Annotated in this window: 18 protein-coding genes and 2 pseudogenes; 3 read left to right on the top strand and 17 right to left on the bottom strand. The window is 59.0% G+C overall.

Annotated elements, in window-relative coordinates; translation table 11 throughout:
• Positions 1-124 precede the first annotated feature (124 nt).
• The 7 genes from PspR76_RS29220 to PspR76_RS29250 all read right to left on the bottom strand — a co-directional run bounded on the left by PspR76_RS29220 (position 125) and on the right by PspR76_RS29250 (position 8,559).
• Positions 125-1,009 carry an ABC transporter permease subunit gene (locus PspR76_RS29220; protein ID WP_034116303.1) on the bottom strand — a complete coding sequence of 295 codons (885 nt, stop codon included), beginning with the start codon at positions 1,007-1,009 and terminating at the stop codon, positions 125-127.
• Entirely contained in the window at positions 1,006-1,926 is a 921-nt protein-coding gene (locus PspR76_RS29225) for an ABC transporter permease subunit (RefSeq protein WP_159960779.1), read from the bottom strand. Before PspR76_RS29225 ends, PspR76_RS29220 begins: the two co-directional genes overlap by 4 nt.
• Positions 1,923-3,065: an ABC transporter ATP-binding protein gene (locus tag PspR76_RS29230; RefSeq protein WP_003195240.1), complete on the bottom strand. Its 1,143-nt coding sequence runs from the start codon at positions 3,063-3,065 to the stop codon at positions 1,923-1,925. The genes PspR76_RS29225 and PspR76_RS29230 overlap by 4 nt, the downstream gene beginning before the upstream one ends.
• Before the next feature lie 72 nt (positions 3,066-3,137).
• Positions 3,138-4,232 carry a polyamine ABC transporter substrate-binding protein gene (locus PspR76_RS29235; protein WP_159960781.1) on the bottom strand — a complete coding sequence of 365 codons (1,095 nt, stop codon included), beginning with the start codon at positions 4,230-4,232 and terminating at the stop codon, positions 3,138-3,140.
• A gap of 242 nt (positions 4,233-4,474) precedes the next feature.
• Positions 4,475-5,569, bottom strand: a complete 1,095-nt coding sequence (locus PspR76_RS29240) for a polyamine ABC transporter substrate-binding protein (protein WP_159961672.1) — start codon at positions 5,567-5,569, stop codon at positions 4,475-4,477.
• A 207-nt stretch (positions 5,570-5,776) separates the two neighbouring features.
• Positions 5,777-7,141 carry an aspartate aminotransferase family protein gene (locus PspR76_RS29245; protein ID WP_159960783.1) on the bottom strand — a complete coding sequence of 455 codons (1,365 nt, stop codon included), beginning with the start codon at positions 7,139-7,141 and terminating at the stop codon, positions 5,777-5,779.
• A gap of 59 nt (positions 7,142-7,200) precedes the next feature.
• Positions 7,201-8,559, bottom strand: coding sequence for a glutamine synthetase family protein (locus PspR76_RS29250; protein WP_017139534.1), 1,359 nt, complete (start codon positions 8,557-8,559; stop codon positions 7,201-7,203).
• A 608-nt stretch (positions 8,560-9,167) separates the two neighbouring features.
• On the opposite strand from PspR76_RS29250, the gene PspR76_RS29255 reads away from it, so the two are divergent.
• Together PspR76_RS29255 and PspR76_RS29260 are read left to right on the top strand one after the other, a co-directional pair.
• On the top strand, positions 9,168-10,544 hold the full coding sequence (locus PspR76_RS29255; protein WP_010207341.1) for a glutamine synthetase family protein: 1,377 nt from the start codon (positions 9,168-9,170) through the stop codon (positions 10,542-10,544).
• A 211-nt stretch (positions 10,545-10,755) separates the two neighbouring features.
• Positions 10,756-11,385: a TetR/AcrR family transcriptional regulator gene (locus tag PspR76_RS29260; protein ID WP_159960785.1), complete on the top strand. Its 630-nt coding sequence runs from the start codon at positions 10,756-10,758 to the stop codon at positions 11,383-11,385.
• A gap of 122 nt (positions 11,386-11,507) precedes the next feature.
• On the opposite strand, the gene PspR76_RS29265 is transcribed toward PspR76_RS29260, so the two are convergent.
• The 8 genes from PspR76_RS29265 to PspR76_RS29300 all read right to left on the bottom strand — a co-directional run bounded on the left by PspR76_RS29265 (position 11,508) and on the right by PspR76_RS29300 (position 18,786).
• Entirely contained in the window at positions 11,508-11,723 is a 216-nt protein-coding gene (locus PspR76_RS29265) for a TOBE domain-containing protein (protein WP_003213899.1), read from the bottom strand.
• Positions 11,724-11,751: 28 nt separating this feature from the next.
• Positions 11,752-12,558, bottom strand: a complete 807-nt coding sequence (ssuB, locus tag PspR76_RS29270; RefSeq protein WP_159960787.1) for an aliphatic sulfonates ABC transporter ATP-binding protein — start codon at positions 12,556-12,558, stop codon at positions 11,752-11,754.
• Positions 12,555-13,343, bottom strand: coding sequence for an aliphatic sulfonate ABC transporter permease SsuC (gene ssuC, locus PspR76_RS29275; protein ID WP_159960789.1), 789 nt, complete (start codon positions 13,341-13,343; stop codon positions 12,555-12,557). The genes ssuB and ssuC overlap by 4 nt, the downstream gene beginning before the upstream one ends.
• 9 nt (positions 13,344-13,352) lie before the next feature.
• Entirely contained in the window at positions 13,353-14,501 is a 1,149-nt protein-coding gene (ssuD, locus tag PspR76_RS29280; RefSeq protein WP_159960791.1) for an FMNH2-dependent alkanesulfonate monooxygenase, read from the bottom strand.
• A 25-nt stretch (positions 14,502-14,526) separates the two neighbouring features.
• Complete coding sequence (locus PspR76_RS29285; protein ID WP_159960793.1) at positions 14,527-15,495, bottom strand: sulfonate ABC transporter substrate-binding protein; 969 nt, start codon at positions 15,493-15,495, stop codon at positions 14,527-14,529.
• 93 nt (positions 15,496-15,588) lie between these two features.
• Positions 15,589-16,182 (bottom strand): NADPH-dependent FMN reductase, encoded by a 594-nt coding sequence (gene ssuE, locus PspR76_RS29290; RefSeq protein ID WP_159960795.1) that lies wholly within the window; start codon positions 16,180-16,182, stop codon positions 15,589-15,591.
• A 315-nt stretch (positions 16,183-16,497) separates the two neighbouring features.
• Positions 16,498-17,136 (bottom strand): peroxiredoxin, encoded by a 639-nt coding sequence (locus PspR76_RS29295; RefSeq protein WP_003213910.1) that lies wholly within the window; start codon positions 17,134-17,136, stop codon positions 16,498-16,500.
• Positions 17,137-17,427: 291 nt separating this feature from the next.
• On the bottom strand, positions 17,428-18,786 hold the full coding sequence (locus tag PspR76_RS29300) for an OprD family porin (RefSeq protein ID WP_159960797.1): 1,359 nt from the start codon (positions 18,784-18,786) through the stop codon (positions 17,428-17,430).
• Positions 18,787-19,155: 369 nt separating this feature from the next.
• On the opposite strand from PspR76_RS29300, the pseudogene tauA reads away from it, so the two are divergent.
• Positions 19,156-20,142, top strand: a pseudogene (gene tauA / locus PspR76_RS29305) (taurine ABC transporter substrate-binding protein).
• 131 nt (positions 20,143-20,273) lie between these two features.
• Here tauA and argA read toward each other — a convergent pair.
• The gene (gene argA / locus PspR76_RS29310) at positions 20,274-21,572 is read right to left on the bottom strand and encodes an amino-acid N-acetyltransferase (RefSeq protein ID WP_159960799.1); all 1,299 of its coding nucleotides are present in this window, start codon (positions 21,570-21,572) and stop codon (positions 20,274-20,276) included.
• Between the two features lie 133 nt (positions 21,573-21,705).
• A pseudogene (gene argE, locus PspR76_RS29315) lies at positions 21,706-22,853 on the bottom strand (acetylornithine deacetylase).
• Between the last annotated feature and the right edge of the window lie 113 nt (positions 22,854-22,966).

The raw sequence follows: 22,966 nt of genomic DNA on the forward strand, positions 1-22,966 counted from the left end.
CCAGATCATTCCCACGCTCTGCGTGGGAATGCAGCCCTGGACGCTCTGCGTCCGCTCTTGGAAGCATGACGCGGAGCATCACAGGAGGCATTCCCACGCGGAGCGTGGGAACGATCAGTGCGGGTTAGACCGGTGCAGGCGCCCGGCGCTTGTCCGGCTGTTGCCAGCCATCCGCCGCCGCTTCTTCAATCGCTTGCTGGATGGCTTTCTTGCGGTGTTCTTCGGCACGGCGGCTGAAGAACCACACCAGGAAAGTCACCAGCGACACCGCCAACAGAATCAGGCTGGCCACGGCGTTGATCTCGGGTTTAACCCCAAGACGTACGGCCGAGAACACTTCCATCGGCAAGGTGGTCGAGCCCGGGCCGGACACGAAGCTGGCCAGTACCAGGTCATCCAGCGACAGCGCGAACGACATCATGCCGCCCGCCGCCAACGACGGCGCGATCATCGGGATGGTGATCAGGAAGAACACCTTCCACGGCCGCGCGCCCAGGTCCATCGCCGCTTCTTCGATCGACAGGTCCAGCTCACGCAAGCGCGCCGACACCACCACCGCCACATACGCCGCACAGAACGTGGTGTGGGCTATCCAAATGGTGACAATGCCACGCTCCTGGGGCCAACCGATCATCTGCGCCATGGCCACGAACAGCAGCAACAGCGACAGACCGGTGATCACCTCGGGCATTACCAGCGGCGCGGTCACCAGCCCGCCGAACAGCGTGCGGCCCTTGAACTGGCTGATGCGCGTCAGCACGAACGCTGCCAACGTACCCAACGCGACGGCGGCCACCGCCGTGTAGCAGGCGATTTCCAGGGAACGTGCCACCGAGCCCATCAACTGGGTGTTGTCCAGCAGGCCCACGTACCACTTGATCGACCAACCGCCCCACACCGTCACCAGTTTGGACTCGTTGAACGAGTAGATCACCAGGATCAGCATCGGCAGGTAGATGAACAACAACCCCGCCACCAGCATAAAACTCGAGAAACTGAAGCGCTTCATATCTTGCCCTCCATCTCTTTGGCTTGGCTGCGGTTGAACAGGATGATCGGCACGATCAGGATCGCCAGCATCACCACCGCCAGGGCAGACGCCACCGGCCAGTCACGGTTGTTGAAGAATTCTTGCCACAACACTTTACCGATCATCAGGGTTTCCGGGCCGCCGAGCAGTTCCGGTATCACGAACTCGCCCACCACTGGAATGAACACCAGCATGCAGCCAGCGATGATGCCGTTCTTGGACAGCGGCACGGTGATTTTCCAGAAGCTGTTGAAAGTGCTCGAACCCAGGTCGGACGCGGCTTCCAGCAGGCTTTGATCGTGTTTGACCAGGTTGGCGTACAGCGGCAGGATCATGAACGGCAGGTACGAATAGACCACGCCGATGTACACCGCGATGTTGGTGTTGAGGATCTGCAGCGGCTCGTTGATCAACCCCATGGACAACAGGAAGCCGTTGAGCAAGCCGTTGTTGCTGAGGATGCCCATCCACGCATACACGCGGATCAGGATCGCGGTCCAGGTCGGCATCATGATCAGCAGCACCAGCACGGTCTGCATCTCTTTGCGCGCGCTGGCAATCGCGTAGGCCATCGGATAGCCGATCAACAGGCACAGGATCGTGCTGAAAAACGCCATCTTCAGCGAGCCCAGGTACGCGGCGATGTACAACTCGTCGTCGCCGAGCATCGCGTAGTTGCCCAGGTTGAGCACCAATTGCAGCTTTTGCTCAACGAAGGTGTAGATCTCGGTGTAAGGCGGGATCGCGACGTCGGCTTCGGCAAAGCTGATCTTCAAGACGATGAAGAACGGCAGTGCGAAAAACAGGAACAGCCAGAGGAAAGGGATCCCGATGACCACATGCCGGCCACCGGGTGTTATTCGCTGCAGCTGGCGTTTGAACTTCTTCATATTCATGAGCGAAGTACCACGCCGCTGTCGTCTTCCCACCACACGTACACCTGGTCACCCCAGGTTGGGCGCTGGCCACGGCGTTCGGCGTTGGCGACGAAGGACTGCACCAGCTTGCCGCTTGGCAGTTCCACGTAGAACACCGAGTGGCCGCCGAGGTAGGCGATGTCGTGCACCTTGCCGCTGGACCAGTTGTGCTCGCAGGTCGGCATTTCGGTGGTCACCAGCAGCTTTTCCGGGCGAATCGCGTAGGTCACCGACTTGTCTTCCACCGAGGTGGCGATGCCGTAGCCCACGTAGATGTCGCGGTCCAGGTCCGGGCACTTGAGTACCGCGTGGCCTTCGGCGTCGTCCACCACTTGGGTGTCGAAGATGTTCACGTTGCCGATGAACTCGCACACCAGGCGGCTGGTAGGCGTCTCGTAGATGTCGATCGGGCTGCCGATCTGGGCGATCCAGCCCAGGTGCATGATCGCGATGCGCTCGGCCATGGTCATGGCCTCTTCCTGGTCGTGGGTCACCATCACGCAGGTCACGCCTACGCGCTCGATGATCTCCACCAGCTCCAGTTGCATCTGCGAACGCAGCTTCTTGTCGAGCGCGCCCATCGGCTCATCGAGCAGCAGCAGTTTCGGGCGCTTGGCCAGCGAGCGCGCCAGCGCCACACGCTGACGTTGACCGCCCGACAGTTGATGCGGCTTGCGCTTGGCGTACTGGCTCATCTGCACCAGCTTGAGCATCTCGGCCACGCGGGCGTCGACCTCGGCCTTGGGGATCTTGTCCTGTTGCAGACCGAAGGCGATGTTCTGCGCCACGGTCATGTGCGGGAACAAGGCGTAGGACTGGAACATCATGTTGATCGGCCGCTCGTAGGGCGGCATGTCGGTGATGTCCACACCGTCGAGGTAAATGCGACCTTCAGTTGGGCGCTCGAAGCCTGCGAGCATGCGCAGCAAAGTGGATTTGCCCGAACCCGAACCGCCGAGCAAGGCGAAGATCTCGCCTTTTTTGATTTCCAGGGACACATCGTCCACGGCAATCGTCTCGTCGAACTTCTTCGTGACCCGGTCGATTTTGACCAACACCTTTTTCGGTGTCTGGTCGCCCTCGAGGGCTTTCTTATAGGCGCCGGAGGCAACTGCCATTTACGAAACTCCCAACAAAATTTGAGGTTCGCCCAATACAGGCGAAACCTTGGATAGTTTGAGCCTTAAGCCTTACTTGCCCGTCTTGACCTTGGTCCAGCTACGGGTCATTAAACGTTGCACGTTCGGGGGTAACTCGAAGTTGACAAACGTCCGGTCGAGAACCGCCTGCGGTGGGTAAACCGCTGCGTCGGTGCGTATCGATTGCTCCATCAGTTTGTCCGCCCATGGGTTAGGGTTGGCGTAACCGACGTAATCACTGACCTGAGCGATCACCTCAGGTTGCAGTAAATAGTTGATGAAGGCGTGGGCCTCTTTGACGTTGGCCGCGTCCGCCGGGATGGCCAGCACGTCAAACCACAAATTGCCGCCTTCTTTCGGAATCGTGTAGGCGATGTTCACGCCCTTGCCCGCCTCGGCCGCACGGGCCTTGGCCTGGAACACATCCCCGGAAAAGCCTGCTGCTACGCAGATGTTGCCGTTGGCCAGGTCCGAGATGTACTTGGAAGAATGGAAGTAGGTCACATAAGGACGCACTTTCAGCAGTTTCTCTTCGGCTTTTTTGTAGTCAGCCGGGTTGGTGCTGTTGGGGTTCAGGCCCATGTAGTTGAGCACTGCCGGCAGCATTTCATCTGCCGAGTCCATGAACGAGACGCCGCAGGTCGCCAGCTTCTTCATGTTCTCCGGCTCGAACAGCACGGCCCAGGAATCGATATGGTCGATGCCCAGCACTTCTTTGACCTTATCGACGTTGTAACCGATGCCATTGGTGCCCCACAGGTACGGCACCGCGTACTGGTTGCCCGGGTCGTTCTTTTCCAGGCGTTTGAGCAGCGCCGGGTCAAGGTTGGAATAGTTAGTCAGCAATGACTTGTCGAGCTTCTGGAACGCCCCGGCCTTGATCTGCTTGCCGAGGAAATGGTTGGACGGCACGACCACGTCGTAACCGGTATGCCCGGCGAGCAACTTGCCTTCCAGGGTTTCATTGGAGTCAAACACGTCATACACCGGCTTGATACCGCTGGCCTTTTCGAAGTTCGCCAGGGTCTCGGGGCCGATGTAATCCGACCAGTTATAAATATGCACAGTCGGCGCGGCCTGCACGCTGACAGCCAGCGTGATACCTGCACCCACCAGCACCGCTTTGCGAAATAAAGAAATTGGCAAGTGGAGGTCCTCTTAAATAGTTGGGCCTTAAAGTTGTTGCCCGGCAACAAAACCGGCGCGCAACTTACCCTCGATAAACCGATCCGGCAAAACTTTCTGTCATTTAATTTGTGGGAGTCGGTTTAGGTGGGAGCGGGCTTGCTCGCGAAGGCGGTGTGTCAGCCAGCAGGTGTATCAACTGATACACCGCTTTCGCGAGCAAGCCCGCTCCCACACAAGCCCGCTCCCACAGGTTTTAAGGCTTATTTACCCGATTTGATTTTGGTCCAGCTGCGGGTCATTTCACGCTGGGTTGCAGCCGGCAAGTCAGCAATGGCGTAGAGCTTGGCCTGCACATCGGCGGACGGGTAGATGCCCGGGTCGCTGGTGATGTCTTTGTCGACCAATGGGGTCGCCTTCTCGTTACCGTTCGGGAAACGTACGCTGTTGGTGATGGCCGCCATGACTTTTGGCTCCAGCAGGTAGTTCATGAACTTGTAGGCAGCATCGACGTTTTCGGCATCTTTAGGGATAGCGACCATGTCATAGAAGCTGCCGGCGCCTTCTTTCGGAATGTCGTAGGCAACCTTGACCTTGCCACCGGCTTCAGCCGCGCGGGATTTGGCCTGCTGGATGTCACCCGAGTAACCCACGGCGACGCAGATGTTGCCGTTGGCAAGGTCCGAGATGTACTTGGACGAGTGGAAGTAGCCGATCGATGGGCGCAGCTTGAGGAAGAGGTCCTCGGCTTGCTTCAGGTCAGCTTTCTTTTGCGTGTCGGTCGGCAGGCCCAGGTAGTGCAATGCCACCGGCAGCATTTCGGTTGGCGAATCAAGGAAGCTCACGCCGCAGCTTTTCAGCTTGGCGATGTTTTCCGGCTTCATCAGCACGTCCCAGGAATCGATCTTGTCCACGCCCAGTGCAGCCTTGACCTTCTCCGGGTTGTAGCCGATGCCGATGGAACCCCACATGTACGGGAACGCGTGCTTGTTGTCCGGGTCGCTGACCGACACGGCTTTAAGCAGGGATTTGTTCAGGTTGTCGTAGTTCGACAGCTTGGACTTGTCCAGCTCCTGATAGACACCTGCCTTGATTTGCTTGGCCAGGAAGTTGTTCGACGGTACGACGATGTCGTAACCGGATTTGCCTGCCAGCAACTTGGCTTCGAGGGTCTCGTTGCTGTCGAAAACGTCGTACACCACTTTAATGCCCGACTCTTTTTCAAAGTTGGCGATGGTGTCCGGAGCAATGTAGTCGGACCAGTTATAGACATGCAGCACTTTGCTGTCTGCCTGGGCCGCGCCCGCCATTGCGCCCATCAGGGACAAGGCGAGGAGTGTCTTGCCAGCGTTCTTCAAACCTAATGCCTTCATTTGGTGATGCTCCAATTTTTTCTTTTTTGGGCCACGTTCTTTAGTCGTCTCACGGCCCTTCCAAAGGGCAACAAAACAGGGCGACAGTCTGGCAAGTTCAGGGGCCGGCTTTCAACCAAAGCCCCCTTTAATACTGCTATTTTTAACTGTCCAGACGCAGCGCCCGAAGCCGCTGCGCACTGAGCCTAGCACTTAGCCCTGCAATGCCGCCAAAGTCAGGTCCAGGCACTGGCGAGCCTTGGTCACCAGCTCGTCGATTTCCGCCTTGCTGATCACCAGCGACGGCGAAATGATCATGGTGTCGCCCACGGCGCGCATGATCAGGCCATTCTCGAAGCAGAACGTGCGGCAGATCATGCCCACACCACGGCCTTCGTAACGTTTGCGCGTGGCCTTGTCCTGCACCAGCTCAATCGCACCGAGCATGCCCACACCGCGCACTTCACCCACCAACGGATGATCAGCCAGTTCCCTCAGAAGTTTCTGCAAATACGGTGCCGTTTCGTCGTGCACACGCTTAACGATTTTTTCATCGCGCATGATGCGGATGTTTTCCAGGGCTACCGCAGCCGCCACCGGGTGACCGGAATAGGTGAAGCCGTGGTTGAAATCGCCACCTTCGTTGAGCACCGCGACCACGTCGTCGTGCACGATCAGGCCGCCCATCGGGATGTAGCCCGAGGTCAGGCCTTTGGCGATGGTCATCATGTGGGGCTTGAGGCCGTAGAAGTCGCTACCGAACCACTCACCGGTACGGCCGAAACCGCAGATCACTTCGTCGGCGACGAACAGAATGTCGTACTTGGCGAGGATTTCCTTGATGCGCGGCCAGTAGGTCTCAGGCGGCACGATCACGCCACCGGCGCCCTGGATCGGCTCGGCAATAAAGGCACCGACGTTGTCCACGCCCAGTTCCAGAATCTTCTCTTCCAACTGGTTGGCGGCCCACACCCCGAACTCTTCCGGGCTCATGTCGCCGCCTTCGCCATACCAGTACGGCTGGGCGATGTGGGTGATGCCCGGAATCGGCAAGTCGCCCTGCTCATGCATATAAGTCATGCCGCCCAGGCTGGCGCCGGCCACGGTGGAACCGTGGTAGCCATTCTTGCGGCTGATGATGGTTTTCTTGTTCGGCTGGCCCTTGATCGCCCAGTAGTGGCGGACCATACGCAGCATGGTGTCGTTGCCTTCCGAGCCCGAACCGGTGAAGAACACATGGTTCATGCCGGCCGGCGCGATGTCGGAGATGACCTTGGCCAGTTCCAGCACCGGCGGGTGCGCGGTCTGGAAGAACAGGTTGTAGTACGGCAGTTCTTTCATCTGCTTGGCGGCGGCGTCAGCCAGTTCATCGCGACCGTAACCGATCGCCACGCACCACAGGCCGGCCATGCCGTCGAGGATCTTGTTGCCTTCGCTGTCCCACAGGTAAACGCCGTGGGCTTTGGTGATGATCCGTGGGCCTTTCACTTTCAATTGCTTGAAGTCGCTGAACGGCGCCAGGTGGTGATCATTGCTCAAGGCTTGCCATTCACGGGTTTGCGGGTTGTTGCTGGACATACCAATCTCCTAGACTTTTTCAGGTGAGGGCGCGCCTTTCCTACGGCGCGCCCGGCGCATCAGACGGCGAAGAGCAGGAATTCCCGCTCCCACGAACTGATCACGCGCTTGAAGTTTTCATGCTCGGCCCGCTTGACCGCGACGTAGCCCGTGATGAATTTTTGCCCCAGGTATTTCTCGATGGTCTTGCTGTTTTCCATCCGCTCCAGAGCGTCTTCGATGGTCAACGGCAGGCGCAGGTTGCGGCGCTCATAACCACGGCCCACCACCGGCGCGCTCGGGTTATGGCCTTCGACCATGCCGATGTAGCCGCACAACAGGCTGGCGGCAATCGCCAGATACGGGTTGGCGTCGGCGCCCGGCAGGCGGTTTTCCACGCGACGGTTCTGCGGGCCGGCATCCGGTACGCGCAGGCCGACGGTGCGGTTCTCCTCGCCCCACTCCACGTTCACCGGCGCCGAGGTGTCGGGCAGGAAGCGGCGGAACGAGTTCACGTTAGGCGCAAACAGCGGCAGCAATTCAGGGATGAATTTCTGCAGGCCGCCAATATGATTAAGGAACAGCTGGCTCATGGTCCCGTCTTCATTGGAGAAGACGTTCTTGCCGGTGGCGATGTCGATGATGCTCTGGTGCAAGTGCATCGCGCTGCCGGGCTCGCCGGTCATCGGCTTGGCCATAAAGGTGGCGGCCACGTTGTGCTTGAGCGCGGCCTCACGCATGGTGCGCTTGAACACCAGGATCTGGTCGGCCAGGGACAGGGCATCGCCGTGACGGAAGTTGATTTCCATCTGCGCCGTGCCGTCCTCGTGGATCAGCGTGTCGAGGTCCAGCTCCTGCAGTTCGCACCAGTCGTAGACGTCTTCGAACAATGGGTCGAATTCGTTGGCGGCTTCTATAGAGAAGGACTGGCGACCGGTTTCCGGGCGGCCGGAACGGCCAATCGGCGGTTGCAGCGGGAAGTCCGGGTCTTCGCAGCGTTTGGTCAGGTAAAACTCCATCTCTGGCGCCACGATGGGCTGCCAGCCTCTGTCGGAATAGAGTTTCAGAACCTTCTTGAGCACGTTGCGCGGCGACAGCTCAATCGGGTTACCTTGCTTGTCGTAGGTGTCGTGGATCACCTGGGCGGTAGGCTCGATGGCCCATGGGACCAGGAACACCGCGTTCTGGTCGGGGCGGCAGATCATGTCGATGTCGGCCGGGTCGAGCAATTCGTAATAGATGTCGTCTTCGACATAGTCGCCGGTCACGGTCTGCAACAGAACGCTTTCGGGCAGGCGCATGCCTTTTTCGGCGATGAACTTGTTGGTCGGCGAGATCTTGCCCCGGGTGATGCCGGTGAGGTCGCCAATCATGCATTCGACTTCTGTGATCTTGTGGTCTTTCAACCAATCGGTGAGCTGGTCGAGGTTGTTACTCATAAATGCCTCTGGGCTGGGTTTCCTGGCATCCGTTAAAGGCCAGGCGTTGGTGGACGCAGCATCCGCGTCGTCTTTTCGTTCAGGGTAGGAGCTTACCTGCCATTTGCTGCAGCGTTGCATTCCTCACGCCAAAGTCGTGCAGAATCATGAGCAGCACCCCGCACGGGAGCCGCTCAGTGACAGGCACGAAGGAAATGAGGGAGCAGAAAAGAGGTCAGCCAAGGCGTCAAGAATATTGGCCGGGGCGCGGTCATTCACGAGGGAGAATTGAACGGGTGACAAGACTTGTCTGAAACAGGTTGAAGCGCCGAGTAGCGGCAGGCGAGACATGAAGCACCCCGGTATTATTGCTGTTATGGGTTTGAATCGAGCTTAGCCTTGTTCATTTTTTTACACAACACCCCCGTAAAAAATACAACACGGCCCGCTCAAGCCTGCTAGTCCCAAGGCCTTCAATCCCAAAAAACCGCCCCAAAAAGCCCCAAAAAAGGCCCCACGGCGCTTTTTTAGGGCAAAAAAGCCCTCGCTTGACTTCGGCATGCCGTTCGGGTTGACTGAAACCAGAAAAGATCAATGATTGATATTTTTAACAACAAAGGTGTTGCATCATGTCGGTACCCCCGCGTGCCGTTCAGCTTAACGAAGCGAACGCGTTCCTTAAGGATCATCCTGAGGTTCTGTACGTAGACCTTCTAATTGCGGATATGAATGGTGTGGTGCGCGGCAAGCGCATCGAACGCACCAGCCTCCACAAGGTTTACGAGAAGGGCATTAACCTGCCTGCCTCTTTATTTGCCCTGGATATCAACGGCTCGACGGTGGAAAGCACCGGCCTGGGTCTGGACATCGGTGATGCTGACCGAATCTGTTATCCAATCCCCGATACCCTGTGCAATGAACCCTGGCAAAAGCGCCCAACCGCGCAACTGCTGATGACCATGCACGAACTTGAAGGTGAACCTTTCTTCGCCGATCCTCGCGAAGTGCTCCGCCAAGTTGTAAGCAAATTTGACGACCTCGGTCTGACCATCTGCGCCGCCTTCGAGCTTGAGTTCTACCTGATCGACCAGGAGAACGTGAACGGCCGCCCACAACCGCCCCGCTCGCCGATCTCCGGCAAACGCCCGCACTCGACACAGGTCTACCTGATCGACGACCTCGACGAATACGTCGACTGCCTCCAGGACATTCTGGAAGGGGCCAAAGAGCAAGGCATCCCGGCTGACGCCATCGTCAAGGAAAGTGCCCCGGCGCAGTTCGAAGTGAACCTGCACCACGTGGCCGACCCGATCAAGGCCTGCGACTACGCGGTACTGCTCAAGCGCCTGATCAAGAACATCGCCTACGACCATGAGATGGACACCACCTTCATGGCCAAGCCTTACCCAGGCCAGGCAGGCAACGGTTTGCACGTACACATTTCGATCCTGGACAAAGACGGCAAGAACATCTTTGCCAGCGAGGATCCCGAGCAGAACGCCGCATTGCGTCACGCGATCGGCGGTGTGCTCGAGACCCTACCCGCCCAAATGGCGTTCCTGTGCCCCAACGTCAACTCCTACCGCCGTTTCGGCGCACAGTTCTACGTGCCGAACTCGCCGTGCTGGGGCCTGGACAACCGCACCGTAGCGATTCGCGTACCGACCGGCTCGTCCGATGCCGTACGTATCGAACACCGCGTGGCCGGCGCCGACGCCAACCCTTACCTGCTGATGGCTTCGGTCCTGGCAGGCGTGCACCACGGTCTGACCAACAAGATCGAACCGAACGCACCGGTGGAAGGCAACAGCTACGAGCAGAACGAACAGAGCCTGCCGAACAACCTGCGCGATGCCTTGCGTGAGTTGGACGACAGCGAGGTGATGGCCAAGTACATCGATCCCAAGTACATAGATATCTTCGTCGCCTGTAAGGAAAGTGAGCTGGAAGAGTTCGAACACTCCATCTCCGACCTTGAGTACAACTGGTATCTGCATACTGTGTAAGCAGTTGCTGCTTTAAAAAATGCCGCAGGCTTAATGGCCTGCGGCATTTTTTTGCGCTGCAATCTCGTTCCCACGCTCTGCGTGGGAATGCTGCCAGGGACGCTCTGCGTCCCAAGAGCGGACGCGGAGCGTCCAGTAAGGCGTTCCCACGCAGAGCGTGGGAACGATCATAAGGTCGCGTACAATGCGCTCTGCCTTGTAGGAGACTTCCATGACCACCCGCCCCGCCGCCCCTCGCAAACCCCGCGCCCGCAGCCAGGCCCGGATCGATGCGATCCTTGACGCCGCCCGTACCTTGCTGGCGACTGAAGGCGTGGCCAGTTTGTCGATCTACAGCGTGGCCGAGCGCGCGCAGATTCCGCCGTCATCGGTGTATCACTTTTTCGCCAGCGTGCCGGCCTTGCTGGAAGCGCTGACTGCCGATGTACACGCGGCTTTCCGCGCTGCGATTCAGGCGCCCATCGACCATGATTCACTCAAACACTGGCGCGACCTGTCCTACATCGTCGAGCAGCGCATGCTGAGCATCTACAGCAACGACGCGGCCGCGCGTCAGTTGATCCTGGCGCAGCATGGCCTTACCGAAGTGACCCAGGCGGACCGTCAGCATGATCTGGAGTTGGGGGATTTGATGCTCGAAGTGTTCAGCCGCCATTTCGACGTGCCGACGCTGCCAGCGGATGTGGACGTGTTTGCCTTGGCGCTGGAGTTGAGCGACCGCGTGTACGCGCGCTCAGTGCATCAGCACGGGCAGATTACGCCGCGCATGGCGGAGGAAGGCATGCGGGTGTTTGATGCGTATGTGGGGCTTTATTTGCCGGCGTATTTGCCTAAGCGCTGATCGTTCCCACGCTCTGCGTGGGAATGTCGCCTGGGACGCTCCGCGTCCTGCCTGCATTGTGGTGACGCAGAGCGTCACGGGATGCGTTCCCACGCGGAGCGTGGGAACGATCAGTGCAGTGATCACAACTTGGCGATCGACACCTCAGTGGATTTCACAAAGGCAATCACTTCACTGCCAATCACCAATTCCAGCTCTTTGACCGAGCGAGTGGTGATCACAGACGTCACGATGCCGGACGCCGTCTGCACGTCAATCTCCGACAGCACGTCGCCTTCGACGATTTCCTTGATGGTGCCCTTGAACTGGTTACGCACGTTGATGGCTTTAATAGTCATGGTGTTTTTCCTTCGTGGGACAAGTGAGTTATTGAGCCCAACGCAATTGCGTAGGCAGCGGTGAAACAGGTTCGGGTTCCGGTGGCGAGCCTGGCAACGACAGCACACGGTTGAGCACTTCGGCTTCCAGCGCCGCCAGGCGATGTGAGCCGCGGGCGCGTGGGCGCGGCAGGTCGACGATCAGGTCGAGGCCAATCTCGCCGTCTTCGATCAGGATCACCCGGTCGGCAATCGCCACGGCTTCGCTGACGTCGTGGGTGACCAGCAACACGGTGAAGCCATGCTTGCGCCACAGGTTTTCGATCAGTTGCTGCATCTCGATGCGGGTCAGGGCATCCAGCGCGCCCAGCGGTTCATCCAGCAACAGCAAGCGCGGTTGGTGGATCAGCGCACGCGCCAAGGCCACCCGTTGCTTCTGGCCACCGGACAAGGCCGCTGGCCACTCATTGGCGCGCTCGGCCAGGCCAACCGCTTCCAGCGCTTCCAGCGCTTTAGGGCGCCAGTTGCCCTTGAGACCCAGGCCCACGTTGTCGATGATTTTTTTCCACGGCAGCAGGCGCGCTTCCTGGAACATCAACCGCGTGTCTTCAATGGCTTCGCTCAGCGGCGCGGAGCCGGCCAGCAATTCGCCGCCGCTGGCTTTGTCCAGCCCGGCGAGCAGGCGCAGCAAGGTACTTTTGCCGCAGCCGCTGCGACCGACCACCGCCACGAACTGACCGGCCGGAATGTGCAGATCAATCTCTTTGAGGACTTCCCGCGCACCAAAGGCCTTGCGCAATTTGCGCACCGCCAGCGGAATGCCCTTGAGCAGGCGCGGAGGTTGTTGAGCGGTCATGCCGCACCTCCTTTATTCACTTGGTAAGCCGGGTGCCAGCGCAGCCACACACGTTCCAGGCCACGGGCAGCCAGGTCGGCCAGTTTGCCGAGGATGGCGTACATGACGATGGCCAATACCACCACGTCGGTTTGCAGGAATTCGCGGGCGTTCATCGCCAGGTAACCGATACCGGAACTGGCCGAGATGGTTTCCGCCACGATCAGCGTCAGCCACATAAAGCCCAGGGCAAAGCGCACGCCCACCAGGATCGACGGCAATGCGCCCGGCAGGATCACCTGACGGAACAGGCTGAAACCGGACAAGCCGTAGCTGCGCGACATTTCCACCAGCGCCGGGTCGACGTTGCGGATGCCGTGGTAGGTGTTCAGGTAAATCGGGAACAGCGTGCCGAGGGCGACCAGGAAAATCTTCGCCGTCTCGTCAATGCCGAACCACAAAATCACCAGTGGGATCAGCGCCAGGTGCGGCACGTTGCGGATCATCTGCACCGAGCTGTCCAGCAAGCGCTCGCCCCATTTCGACAGACCGGTGATAAAGCCCAGGGCCAGACCGATGCTGCCACCGATCACAAAGCCCAGGCCGGCACGCCAGCCGCTGATGGCCAGGTGTGTCCAGATTTCCCCGGTACGAACCAGGTTGATCCCGGCCTCGATCACGGCGCTCGGCGCCGGCAGGATACGGGTCGACAACCAGCCTGCCGACACTGACAACTGCCACACCGCCAGCAACAGGATCGGCAGCACCCAAGGCGCAACGCGATGGCTTAATTTTTCAAAATTCATGACTACGCCTCAGCTCTGCGACGCAGCTTTGGGAAGGATGTCGTTAGCGACCATTTCGCCGAACGGGCTGACGTAACCGGCGCTTTTCGGCAGCTCGGGACGTTCGATATCCAGGTGCGGGAACAGCAGTTCAGCAACGCGATACGACTCTTCCAGGTGTGGGTAACCCGAGAAGATGAAGGTGTCGATGCCCAGCGCCGCGTATTCATTGACGCGTGCCGCAACGGTCGGCCCATCGCCCACCAGTGCGGTGCCTGCACCGCCACGCACCAGGCCGACGCCGGCCCACAGGTTGGGGCTGACTTCGAGGTTGTCGCGATTGCCGCCGTGCAAGGCGGCCATGCGTTGCTGGCCGACGGAATCGAAGCGCGCCAGGGAAGCCTGGGCACGCGCGATGGTGTCGTCGTCCACGTGGGAGATCAGTTTGTCGGCAGCTTTCCATGCCTCTTCGTTGGTTTCGCGCACGATCACGTGCAGGCGAATACCGAAGCGTACGGTACGCCCAAGTTTCGCGGCCTTGGCGCGTACCTGTTCGATTTTTTCCGCGACCGCAGCCGGTGGTTCGCCCCAGGTCAGGACCATTTCCACCTGTTCGGCTGCCAGGTCCTGGGCCGCTTCGGAAGAACCGCCGAAGTACAGCGGCGGACGCGGTTGCTGGATCGGTGGGTAGAGCAATTTGGCGCCTTTGACGCTGATGTGCTCGCCGTCGTAATCCACGGTTTCGCCTTCCAGCACACGGCGCCAGATACGAGTGAATTCCACCGAGGCCTGGTAGCGCTCTTCGTGGCTGAGGAACAAACCATCACCAGCCAGCTCTTCCGGGTCACCGCCGGTGACCAGGTTGAACAACGCGCGGCCTCCGGACAAACGGTCCAGGGTCGCGGCCTGACGCGCGGCCACCGTCGGGGAAATGATCCCGGGGCGCAGGGCGACAAGAAATTTCAAACGCTGGGTCACTGGAATCAGCGAGGCGGCCACCAGCCAGGAGTCTTCGCAGGAGCGGCCGGTAGGAATCAGCACGCCGCCGAAACCCAGCCGGTCAGCGGCCTGGGCCACTTGCTGCAAATAACCGTGGTCGACGGCGCGAGCGCCTTCGGCGGTGCCAAGGTAATGGCCGTCGCCGTGGGTAGGCAGGAACCAGAAAATATTGAGGCTCATGGAGTTGTCTCCTGAAGAAGTCGGATTACGGCGCTTTGGCAACGGCGGCGGGTGGCGTCCAGATCACGTCCTTGATGCTCAAGGGTTTGGGGATCAATTTGAGTTGGTAGAAGGCGTCGGCGATTTTCTGCTGGGCAGCGACCACGTCCGGGGTCAGGAACAGCGCGCCGTAGCCTTGGCGTTTCACCGAGGTCAGGGTGATGTCAGCCGGCAAGCCAAGCAGTGGCGCGACTTGTTCGGTGACGTCCGAAGGGTTGGCCTTGGACCATTCACCCACCGCGCGCACTTCTTCGACCAACGCCTTGATCACTTGCGGGTGCTGTTCGGCGTACGGCTTGGTGGCCAGGTAGAACTGGTGGTTGTCGGCAATGCCGGTGCCGTCACGCAGGGTGCGCGCCTGCAGTTGTTTCTCGGCGGCGGCCTGGTACGGGTCCCAGATCACCCACGCGTCGACGCTGCCACGTTCGAACGCAGCACGGGCATCGGCGGGTGGCAGGAACACGGTTTGCACGTCGGTGTATTTCAGGCCGGCATCTTCCAGCGCACGCACCAGCAGGTAGTGCACGTTGGAGCCTTTGTTGAGCACGATTTTCTTGCCCTTGAGCTCGGCCACGGATTTGATCGGCGAGTCTTTCGGCACCAGGATCGCTTCACTGGTCGGCGCTGGCGGCTCGTAGGCGACATACAGCAGATCAGCGCCGGCAGCTTGGGCGAACACCGGTGGGGTTTCACCGGTGACGCCAAAGTCGATGGAGCCGACGTTTAGGCCTTCGAGCAGTTGCGGGCCACCGGGGAACTCGGTCCATTGCACTTGCACGCCTTGGGCGGCCAGGCGTTTTTCCAGGGTGCCCTTGGCTTTAAGCAGCACCAGCGTGCCGTACTTCTGATAACCGATCCGCAGGGTTTCGGCGGCCTGGGCTTGAACAATGGCGCCGAAGGACACAGCCGCAGCAAACAGTGCGACCAGACCACGACGCAAGATGACAGTGCGCATGGCGCTCTCTCCAAAAATGCGATGAGGGGGTTGGCTGCACCTGCTTGGCCGTTGGCGGCTGAGTAAGGTGAGTACTACAAAATCCGGTACGGCTTAAATGCTCCAGCGAGCACTCAACAAACGTTCATTCAACACATGGGGGTCAAGCGGCTTCGGGCGACGGGCCATGGCGCCGTAGAGCGTTTCCAGGGCCTCGTGCAAACGCTGTTCGAGCACTGGCACCAGTTGCGCCTGGGCGCTGCCTTCGGCGTAAGCGATCTGGCTGTCTTCGGCAAAAATCCCGTGGAGCAATTCCTGGGCCTTGAGCGCCGACAACACCGGCTTCAAGGCGTAATCCACCGCCAGCATGTGGGCGATGCTGCCGCCGGTGGCCATCGGCAATACGATCTTGTGTGCCAGGGCGCGCTCGGGCAGCAGGTCCAGCACAGTTTTCAGTGCGCCGGAAAACGAGGCCTTGTACACCGGCGTGGCGATAACCAGGCCGTCGGCGTTGGCGACTTGTTGCAGCAGGTCGATGACTTTGGGGCTGTCGAATCGCGCGTGCAGCAAGTCTTCGGCCGGGAAGTCCCGTATCTGATAACTCACCACTTCCACGCCTTTGTCTTGCAGCCACTGACGGGTTTTTTCCAGCAAGACCCCGGAGCGGGAACGCTGGCTGGGGCTGCCTCCAAGTGTTACGACCAGCATGCAGGTATTCCTTGAGCAAGTGTCGGCGGTTCGCTGTGTGGCGATGGCGCCAAGATGGGACAGACCATATCAGGTGATTTATATATCTATAAATCTTATTTTTTCATTTGTTTATTCTATAAAAGCATATGGAGATTATTAATCTCAAGGCGAAAAAAAAGGCCGTCGAAACGGCCTGAAAACCCCTGCTATGTGATTCGGTTTTAACTCAAATTCGGTGGTGCCTGTACCGCCGTCATCGCGGGCAAGCCCGCTCCCACAGGGGAATGCGGTCAACTGTGGGAGCCGGGCTTGCCCGCGATAGCGGTTTGAGCCTCAGCGGTTGGGCTGTGGGGTGAGGCGCAGGTAGGGCTTCACAGCGCGATAGCCCTTCGGAAAGCGTTTCTTGATCTCTTCCTCGTCCTTGAGCGACGGCACGATCACCACTTCATCACCGTCCTGCCAGTTGGCGGGCGTGGCGACCTTGTGGTTGTCGGTCAGTTGCAACGAGTCGATGACCCGCAGGATTTCATGGAAGTTGCGACCGGTGCTGGCCGGGTAGGTAATCGTCAGGCGAATCTTCTTGTTCGGGTCGATCACGAACAAGGAGCGCACGGTGAGGGTGTCACTGGCATTCGGGTGGATCAGGTCATAGAGGTCCGAGACTTTACGATCGGCATCGGCCAGGATCGGGAAGTTGACGATGGTGTTCTGGGTTTCGTTGATGTCTTCGATCCACTTGTGGTGCGAGTCCACCGGGTCCACGGACAAGGCGATGGCCTTGACGCCGCGCTTGGCGAATTCGTCCTTGAGCTTGGCGGTGAAGCCCAGCTCAGTGGTGCACACCGGGGTGAAGTCAGCCGGATGGGAAAACAGCACGCCCCAGCTATCGCCCAGCCATTCGTGAAAGCGAATCTTGCCGGCGCTGGAATCCTGTTCGAAGTCGGGGGCGATGTCGCCCAGTCTTAGGCTCATGGTGTGGCTCCTGGTGAGTGCTTATGGAGCCCACTGTGCATGGGTTGCGGATTATTTAAAAAGAATAAATATCGATTTATTTAGAAGATAAAAGAATATTAAAAATCAATTCATTGGACGCCGGAAACGGCGAGGATCAACATCCACTTCAAGGTTCGAGAAGGCCTTGAGACGCTGTACAAAGAGGGGATTCAGGAAGGGCTTGCGGGGGCTGAGCCCGACTTGAAAGTAAAACACCCTGCCCGGCGTTGCGCCGGGCAAGGCTTACAGTCTTACAACAGCTTCACGCTACTAGAACAGTGGCAGCGAGTAGCTGACGATCAGACGGTTTTCGTCTTGATCGCGCGCGCTGGCGATATCAGTGCGCCACATAGCGTTTTTCCAGGCAACGCCGAGGTTTTTCAACGGGCCTTCTGGAATCACGTAGGCAACAGTGATGTCACGTTCCCACTCGGACTGACCGGTGAATTCCTTACGGGCAGTGTTGACAGTGTCGATATCGCTGCCTTTGAGGTAGACGACACCTGCGGTCAAGCCAGGAACACCGACCTTGGCGAAGTCATAAGCGTAACGTGCTTGCCAGGTGCGCTCGCCGGCACGGGCGAACTTCTGGATTTGCATGTCAGTGGTGATGTAAGCCGACGAACCGTCGCCTTGGTTCAACCAAGGGAAGTCGCTGCTACCGTTGCTGACCTGGTAACCGCCACCGAAGGTGTGACCGGAAACGCTGTACAGGAACAAGCCGCTGTACAGATTGTTGTCGACCTTGCCTTTACCCGCGGAGAAACCACTGTAGTTACCGCTGGAGAAGTAGCTGGAAATGTCGCCGTTTTTACCGTCGTCAGTGCTGTGGAAATAACGCAGGTCAGACTTCAGTACGCCCGGCCCGATCGACCAGTTGTGGGTCAGACCCAGGAAGTGCTGCTTGTAGAAGTCTTCCAGGTTGCCGTAGTAGTACTGGGCCGTCAGGTCCTTGGTGATTTTGTAGTCACCACCGCCGTAGTAGAACTTGTTGCTGAACTTGCCTGCGTTGTAGTTGGAGCTGCCGTTGGCACCACCAATCGACAAGCCTTCGTTGTTGCTGGAGTTACGACCTTTGGCTTGTTCAATCTGACCGCCAACCAGTGTCAGGTCTTTGATGTCGTTGGTGGTAATTTGGCCACCCTGGAACGTTTGCGGCAGCAGACGGCCATCGTTGGTCACGATAACTGGCAGCTTAGGTTGCAGCGTGCCCAGCTTCAGCTCGGTTTGGGAGATTTTGACCTTGCCGGTCACACCCAGGCTGGCGTAATCGTGGACAGCTTTGTTGCCGTCGCTTGGGAAAACAGTGCCGCCTGACAGCGTACCGTTGTAGTTACCGTGGTTTTCACGGCTGGAGTCCAAGCGAACGCCGTACAGGCCGATAGCATCAACACCGAACTGCACAGTGCCTTGGGTATAACCCGAGATAAAACGCAGGTCGAAGCCTTGGCCCCATTCAGCGTTCTTGCTGTGGCTGGTGGCGGAATCCGGACCGTTGCGGTTGTCAGTGTTGATGTAGAAGTTACGCGCACTGAGTGTGGCGTGACTGTCTTCGATAAAACCGGCAGCGCCTGCTTGCTGAGCGATTGCGCCCAGGGTCACAGCCAACGCCAATGTTGACTTCTTCATGTACCGCTCCTCTCATTTCTAATTTTTGTATTTCTTAGGTCCTGGGTCTGACGCCCCGGATCCACAGATGCGCGATTAGCGCCAGATAGTGACTACCAAGTCAATGTAACTTTGTATGTCTACTACCTTCGTCTAACCGCAGTTGATTTGGTCCCTGCAGGGTAATAAGTTTTTCATACACCCAAAAAGAATTGTTTCATTCTTTTTCATACGATCCAGGAATAAGCCTTTGCATGAGGCGAGCCCATCAGCGTAGACCAACCGCTCCATAAGCTAATTCCTAAATGGTATTTACTCGCCTTTTTTTAGATCGATTAGTGTGGCCGTACTGTTGCATACGTCACCCACGATCAAAAAGGCGACGCCATCATGGCCAAAGGCACATCCTCCCGTCAATTTGTTACAGTTTTTGTGTCACTAATTCTTTCTTTTGGTGTCAAAGCGGCCGATTTAACCATCGGCTACCAAACCGGCATCGACCCCAGCAAGGTTCCGCAGGCCGATGGCCTCTACGAAAAGGCCATCGGCGAGAAGATCGCCTGGCGCCGATTCAACAGCGGGCCCGAGGTTGTAACCGCGATCGCGTCCGGCGATGTGCAAATCGGCAACCTGGGCTCCAGCCCCCTCGCAGCGGCGGCTTCACGCAATCTACCCATTGTGGCCTTTATCGTATCGGCGCAGATCAATGCTTCTGAAGCCTTGGTGGTGCGTAACGGCAGCGGTATCGACAAACCGCAGGATCTGGTCGGCAAAACCATCGCCACCCCGTTCGTCTCAACCTCTCATTACAGCCTGCTCGGGGCACTGAAGCATTGGGGGCTGGACACCAAGAAAGTCAAAGTGGTGAACCTACAACCCGCCGAAATTGCCGCCGCGTGGAAACGTGGCGATATCGACGGTGCGTTCGTGTGGTCACCGGCCCTGGGCGAAATCCGCAAGACCGGCAAAACCCTGACAGACGCGGCCCAGGTGGGTCAGTGGGGCGCTCCGACATTTTAAGTGTGGGTGGCGCGCAAGGATTTTGCGGAAAAACATCCTGACGTAGTGGCCAAGTTTGCCAAGGTCACGCTGGATTCTTTCGCCGACTATGCCGCGCATAAAGACAGCTGGGCGGTGGACTCCGAGCCAGTGCAGAAAATCGCTAAATTGACAGGTTCAAATGCCGCCGACATTCCTGAGCTTTTGGCCGGCACCACTTTCCCGGATGCCCAGGCGCAACAAACCGATGCCCTGCTTAAAGGGGGCACGGCGAAGGCGATTGGGGAGACGGCGAAGTTTTTGAAGGAGCAAGGGAAGGTTGAAACGGTGCTGCCGGATTACTCGGCCTTTGTGACCGATAAATTCATCAGCCAATAAGGTAATCAAATGTGGGAGCTGGCTTGCCTGCGATAGCATCACCTCGGTTTATCTGAAAAACCGAGTCGTCTGTATCGCAGGCAAGCCAGCTCCCACATGAGCCAGCTCTGTATTGGGCAGAAAGAACGGGCTTACAGCGCCTTCTCAAAAATCTTCGAGTTACGCTGATAGTTGTACAGCGACGCCCGCGCCGATGGCAGGCGGTCGACGCTGCTCGGCTCAAACCCGCGCTCACGGAACCAGTGCGCTGTTCGGGTGGTGAGTACAAACAACGTCTTCAACCCCTTGGCCCGAGCACGGGTCTCGATGCGCTCCAGCAACACATCACCGCGTGCGCCATGACGATACTCCGGGTTGACCGCCAGGCACGCCAGCTCACCCGCATCCGAATCGGCGATCTGATACAACGCCGCACAGGCGATGATCATGCCTTCGCGCTCGACCACGCTGAACTGCTCGATCTCACGCTCCAACACCTCACGCGAACGCCGCACCAGAATGCCCTGCTCTTCCAGCGGGCTGATCAGGTCAAGCAAACCGCCGACGTCTTCAATCGCCGCTTCGCGCACCAGTTCGAATTGCTCCTGGGCCACCAGCGTGCCGCCACCATCTCGGGTGAACAGCTCAGTGAGCAACGCGCCGTCTTCGGCGTAGCTGACGATATGGCTGCGCCCTACTCCGCCACGGCACGCTTCGGCGGCGGCATCGAGCAGTTCAGCTTGATAGTTGCTGCCCAGGCGTTGCAGGTGCGCCGGCACTTGTTGCGGGCGCAGCTCACGGACCAGGCGACCATGTTCGTCGATCAGGCCCAAGTCTGCGCCAAACAGCAGCAGCTTGTCGGCGCCCAAGTCGATGGCGGCGCGGGTGGCGACGTCTTCGCAGGCCAGGTTGAAAATCTCACCGGTGGGCGAATAACCCAGCGGCGACAGCAATACGATGGAGCGCTCGTCCAGCAGGCGGTTGATGCCCTTGCGGTCGACCCGGCGCACTTCGCCGGTGTGGTGGTAATCCACGCCTTCGAGCACACCAATCGGCCGCGCCGTGACCAGGTTGCCGCTTGCCACCCGCAGGCGCGAGCCCTGCATCGGCGAGGAAGCCATGTCCATCGACAGGCGCGCTTCGATAGCAATGCGCAGGTGCCCGACCGCGTCGATCACACACTCCAGCGTTGCCGCGTCGGTGATGCGCAAGCCTTCGTGATAAGCCGGGGTAAGGCCGCGCGCTTCAAGGCGCGCTTCGATTTGTGGGCGCGAACCGTGCACCAATACCAACCGCACGCCCAGGCTGTGCAGCAGCACCAGGTCGTGGACGATATTGCCGAAGTTCGGGTGTTCCACACCATCGCCGGGCAACATGACCACAAAGGTGCAGTCGCGGTGGGCGTTGATGTAAGGCGAAGCGTGACGAAGCCAATTGACGTATTCGGGCATAAAACCTGGGCCTGTAATAAAAAGCAGCCAAAAAAGGATGAATCGCGAAAGCGCACAGCGGGCTGATGGTTATCGTCGGAACAGGCTTGGCGACACGCTCGCTCTCCTTATGTACGAATGGGCGGGGGTTAATTTATGCAGGTTTCAGGCAGTAATGTTCGATCAGTTCCCGCAATAGACGCACTGTAGGCGTCAAGCGTGACATTTCGAGGTACTCGCCCGGCTGGTGGGCGCAGGCGATATCGCCAGGGCCAAGCACCAGGTTTCACAACCAAGGCGCTGAAGATAAGGCGCTTCGGTGCCAAACGCCACTGCTTCGGCACGATGACCGGTCAATCGTTCCGCAACCCGCACCAGCTCGGCGTCTTCGGCCTGCTCGAACGGCGGCACTTCGGGGAACAGCGGCGCGTAGTCGATCTTGACCTTGTGGCGCTCAGCCAAGGGTTCGAGCTTCTGCCGGATGGCATCGCGCAGCACCTGCGGGTCCATGCCCGGCAAGGGTCGCAGGTCGAACTCCAGGGAGCATTGGCCGCAGATACGGTTGGGGTTGTCGCCGCCGTGGATGCAGCCGAAGTTCATGGTCGGTTGCGGCACGCTGAATTGCGGGTTGCGGTACTCGCGCTGCCACGCCAGGCGCAGACCGCGCAGCTCACCGATCGCATCGTGCATGGCTTCGAGGGCGCTGTGGCCCAGGCTTGGGTCCGACGAATGGCCGCTTTGGCCCAGGATGTCGATGCGCTCCATCATCACGCCTTTGTGCAGGCGGATCGGCTTGAGGCCTGTCGGCTCGCCGATCACCGCCGCGCGGCCCAGCGGGCGCCCGGCCTCGGCCAGCGCGCGGGCGCCGGACATGGAGCTTTCCTCATCGCAGGTGGCGAGGATCAGCAACGGTTGTTTGAAGGGCTGGTCCAGCAAGGGCAGCACGGCTTCGATGGCCAGGGCGAAAAAGCCTTTCATGTCGCAACTGCCCAATCCTACCCAGCGACCGTCGACTTCCGTCAACTTAAGCGGATCGGTCTTCCACAGCGCAGCGTCATAAGGAACGGTATCGCTATGGCCGGCCAACACCAGGCCGCCAGGGCCGCTACCGAAGCTGGCGAGCAAGTTGAACTTGCCGGGGCTGACTTGCTGGATGTCGATGGCAAAACCCAGGTCGCCCAGCCAACTGGCGAGCAGGTCGATCACCGGGCGGTTGGTCTGGTCCAGAGACGCTTGGGTGCAACTGACCGACGGCGCGGCAATCAACGCGGCGAACTGCTCTTTCATAGTAGGTAACGGCATGCGCGGCCTCTCAACGTCCCGGATGAGCCCCACTATAGAACCATCTGCACGACACAATAAACCGTTGCGGCGCGTTGCCGGGCTCAGTCCTGTACACTGCACGACCTTGGCAG

The organism is Pseudomonas sp. R76 (assembly GCF_009834565.1).
In the GTDB taxonomy this organism is placed as follows: domain Bacteria; phylum Pseudomonadota; class Gammaproteobacteria; order Pseudomonadales; family Pseudomonadaceae; genus Aquipseudomonas.

Excerpts from the sequence above, each read along its gene's own strand:
- PspR76_RS29220 (WP_034116303.1), bottom strand. The coding sequence starts at position 1,009 with ATGAAGCGCTTCAGTTTCTCGAGTTTTATGCTGGTGGCGGGGTTGTTG.
- PspR76_RS29225 (WP_159960779.1), bottom strand. The coding sequence starts at position 1,926 with ATGAATATGAAGAAGTTCAAACGCCAGCTGCAGCGAATAACACCCGGT.
- PspR76_RS29230 (WP_003195240.1), bottom strand. The coding sequence starts at position 3,065 with ATGGCAGTTGCCTCCGGCGCCTATAAGAAAGCCCTCGAGGGCGACCAG.
- PspR76_RS29245 (WP_159960783.1), bottom strand. The coding sequence starts at position 7,141 with ATGTCCAGCAACAACCCGCAAACCCGTGAATGGCAAGCCTTGAGCAAT.
- PspR76_RS29250 (WP_017139534.1), bottom strand. The coding sequence starts at position 8,559 with ATGAGTAACAACCTCGACCAGCTCACCGATTGGTTGAAAGACCACAAG.
- PspR76_RS29255 (WP_010207341.1), top strand. The coding sequence starts at position 9,168 with ATGTCGGTACCCCCGCGTGCCGTTCAGCTTAACGAAGCGAACGCGTTC.
- PspR76_RS29260 (WP_159960785.1), top strand. The coding sequence starts at position 10,756 with ATGACCACCCGCCCCGCCGCCCCTCGCAAACCCCGCGCCCGCAGCCAG.
- PspR76_RS29265 (WP_003213899.1), bottom strand. The coding sequence starts at position 11,723 with ATGACTATTAAAGCCATCAACGTGCGTAACCAGTTCAAGGGCACCATC.
- ssuB (WP_159960787.1), bottom strand. The coding sequence starts at position 12,558 with ATGACCGCTCAACAACCTCCGCGCCTGCTCAAGGGCATTCCGCTGGCG.
- ssuC (WP_159960789.1), bottom strand. The coding sequence starts at position 13,343 with ATGAATTTTGAAAAATTAAGCCATCGCGTTGCGCCTTGGGTGCTGCCG.
- ssuD (WP_159960791.1), bottom strand. The coding sequence starts at position 14,501 with ATGAGCCTCAATATTTTCTGGTTCCTGCCTACCCACGGCGACGGCCAT.
- PspR76_RS29285 (WP_159960793.1), bottom strand. The coding sequence starts at position 15,495 with ATGCGCACTGTCATCTTGCGTCGTGGTCTGGTCGCACTGTTTGCTGCG.
- ssuE (WP_159960795.1), bottom strand. The coding sequence starts at position 16,182 with ATGCTGGTCGTAACACTTGGAGGCAGCCCCAGCCAGCGTTCCCGCTCC.
- PspR76_RS29295 (WP_003213910.1), bottom strand. The coding sequence starts at position 17,136 with ATGAGCCTAAGACTGGGCGACATCGCCCCCGACTTCGAACAGGATTCC.
- PspR76_RS29300 (WP_159960797.1), bottom strand. The coding sequence starts at position 18,786 with ATGAAGAAGTCAACATTGGCGTTGGCTGTGACCCTGGGCGCAATCGCT.
- argA (WP_159960799.1), bottom strand. The coding sequence starts at position 21,572 with ATGCCCGAATACGTCAATTGGCTTCGTCACGCTTCGCCTTACATCAAC.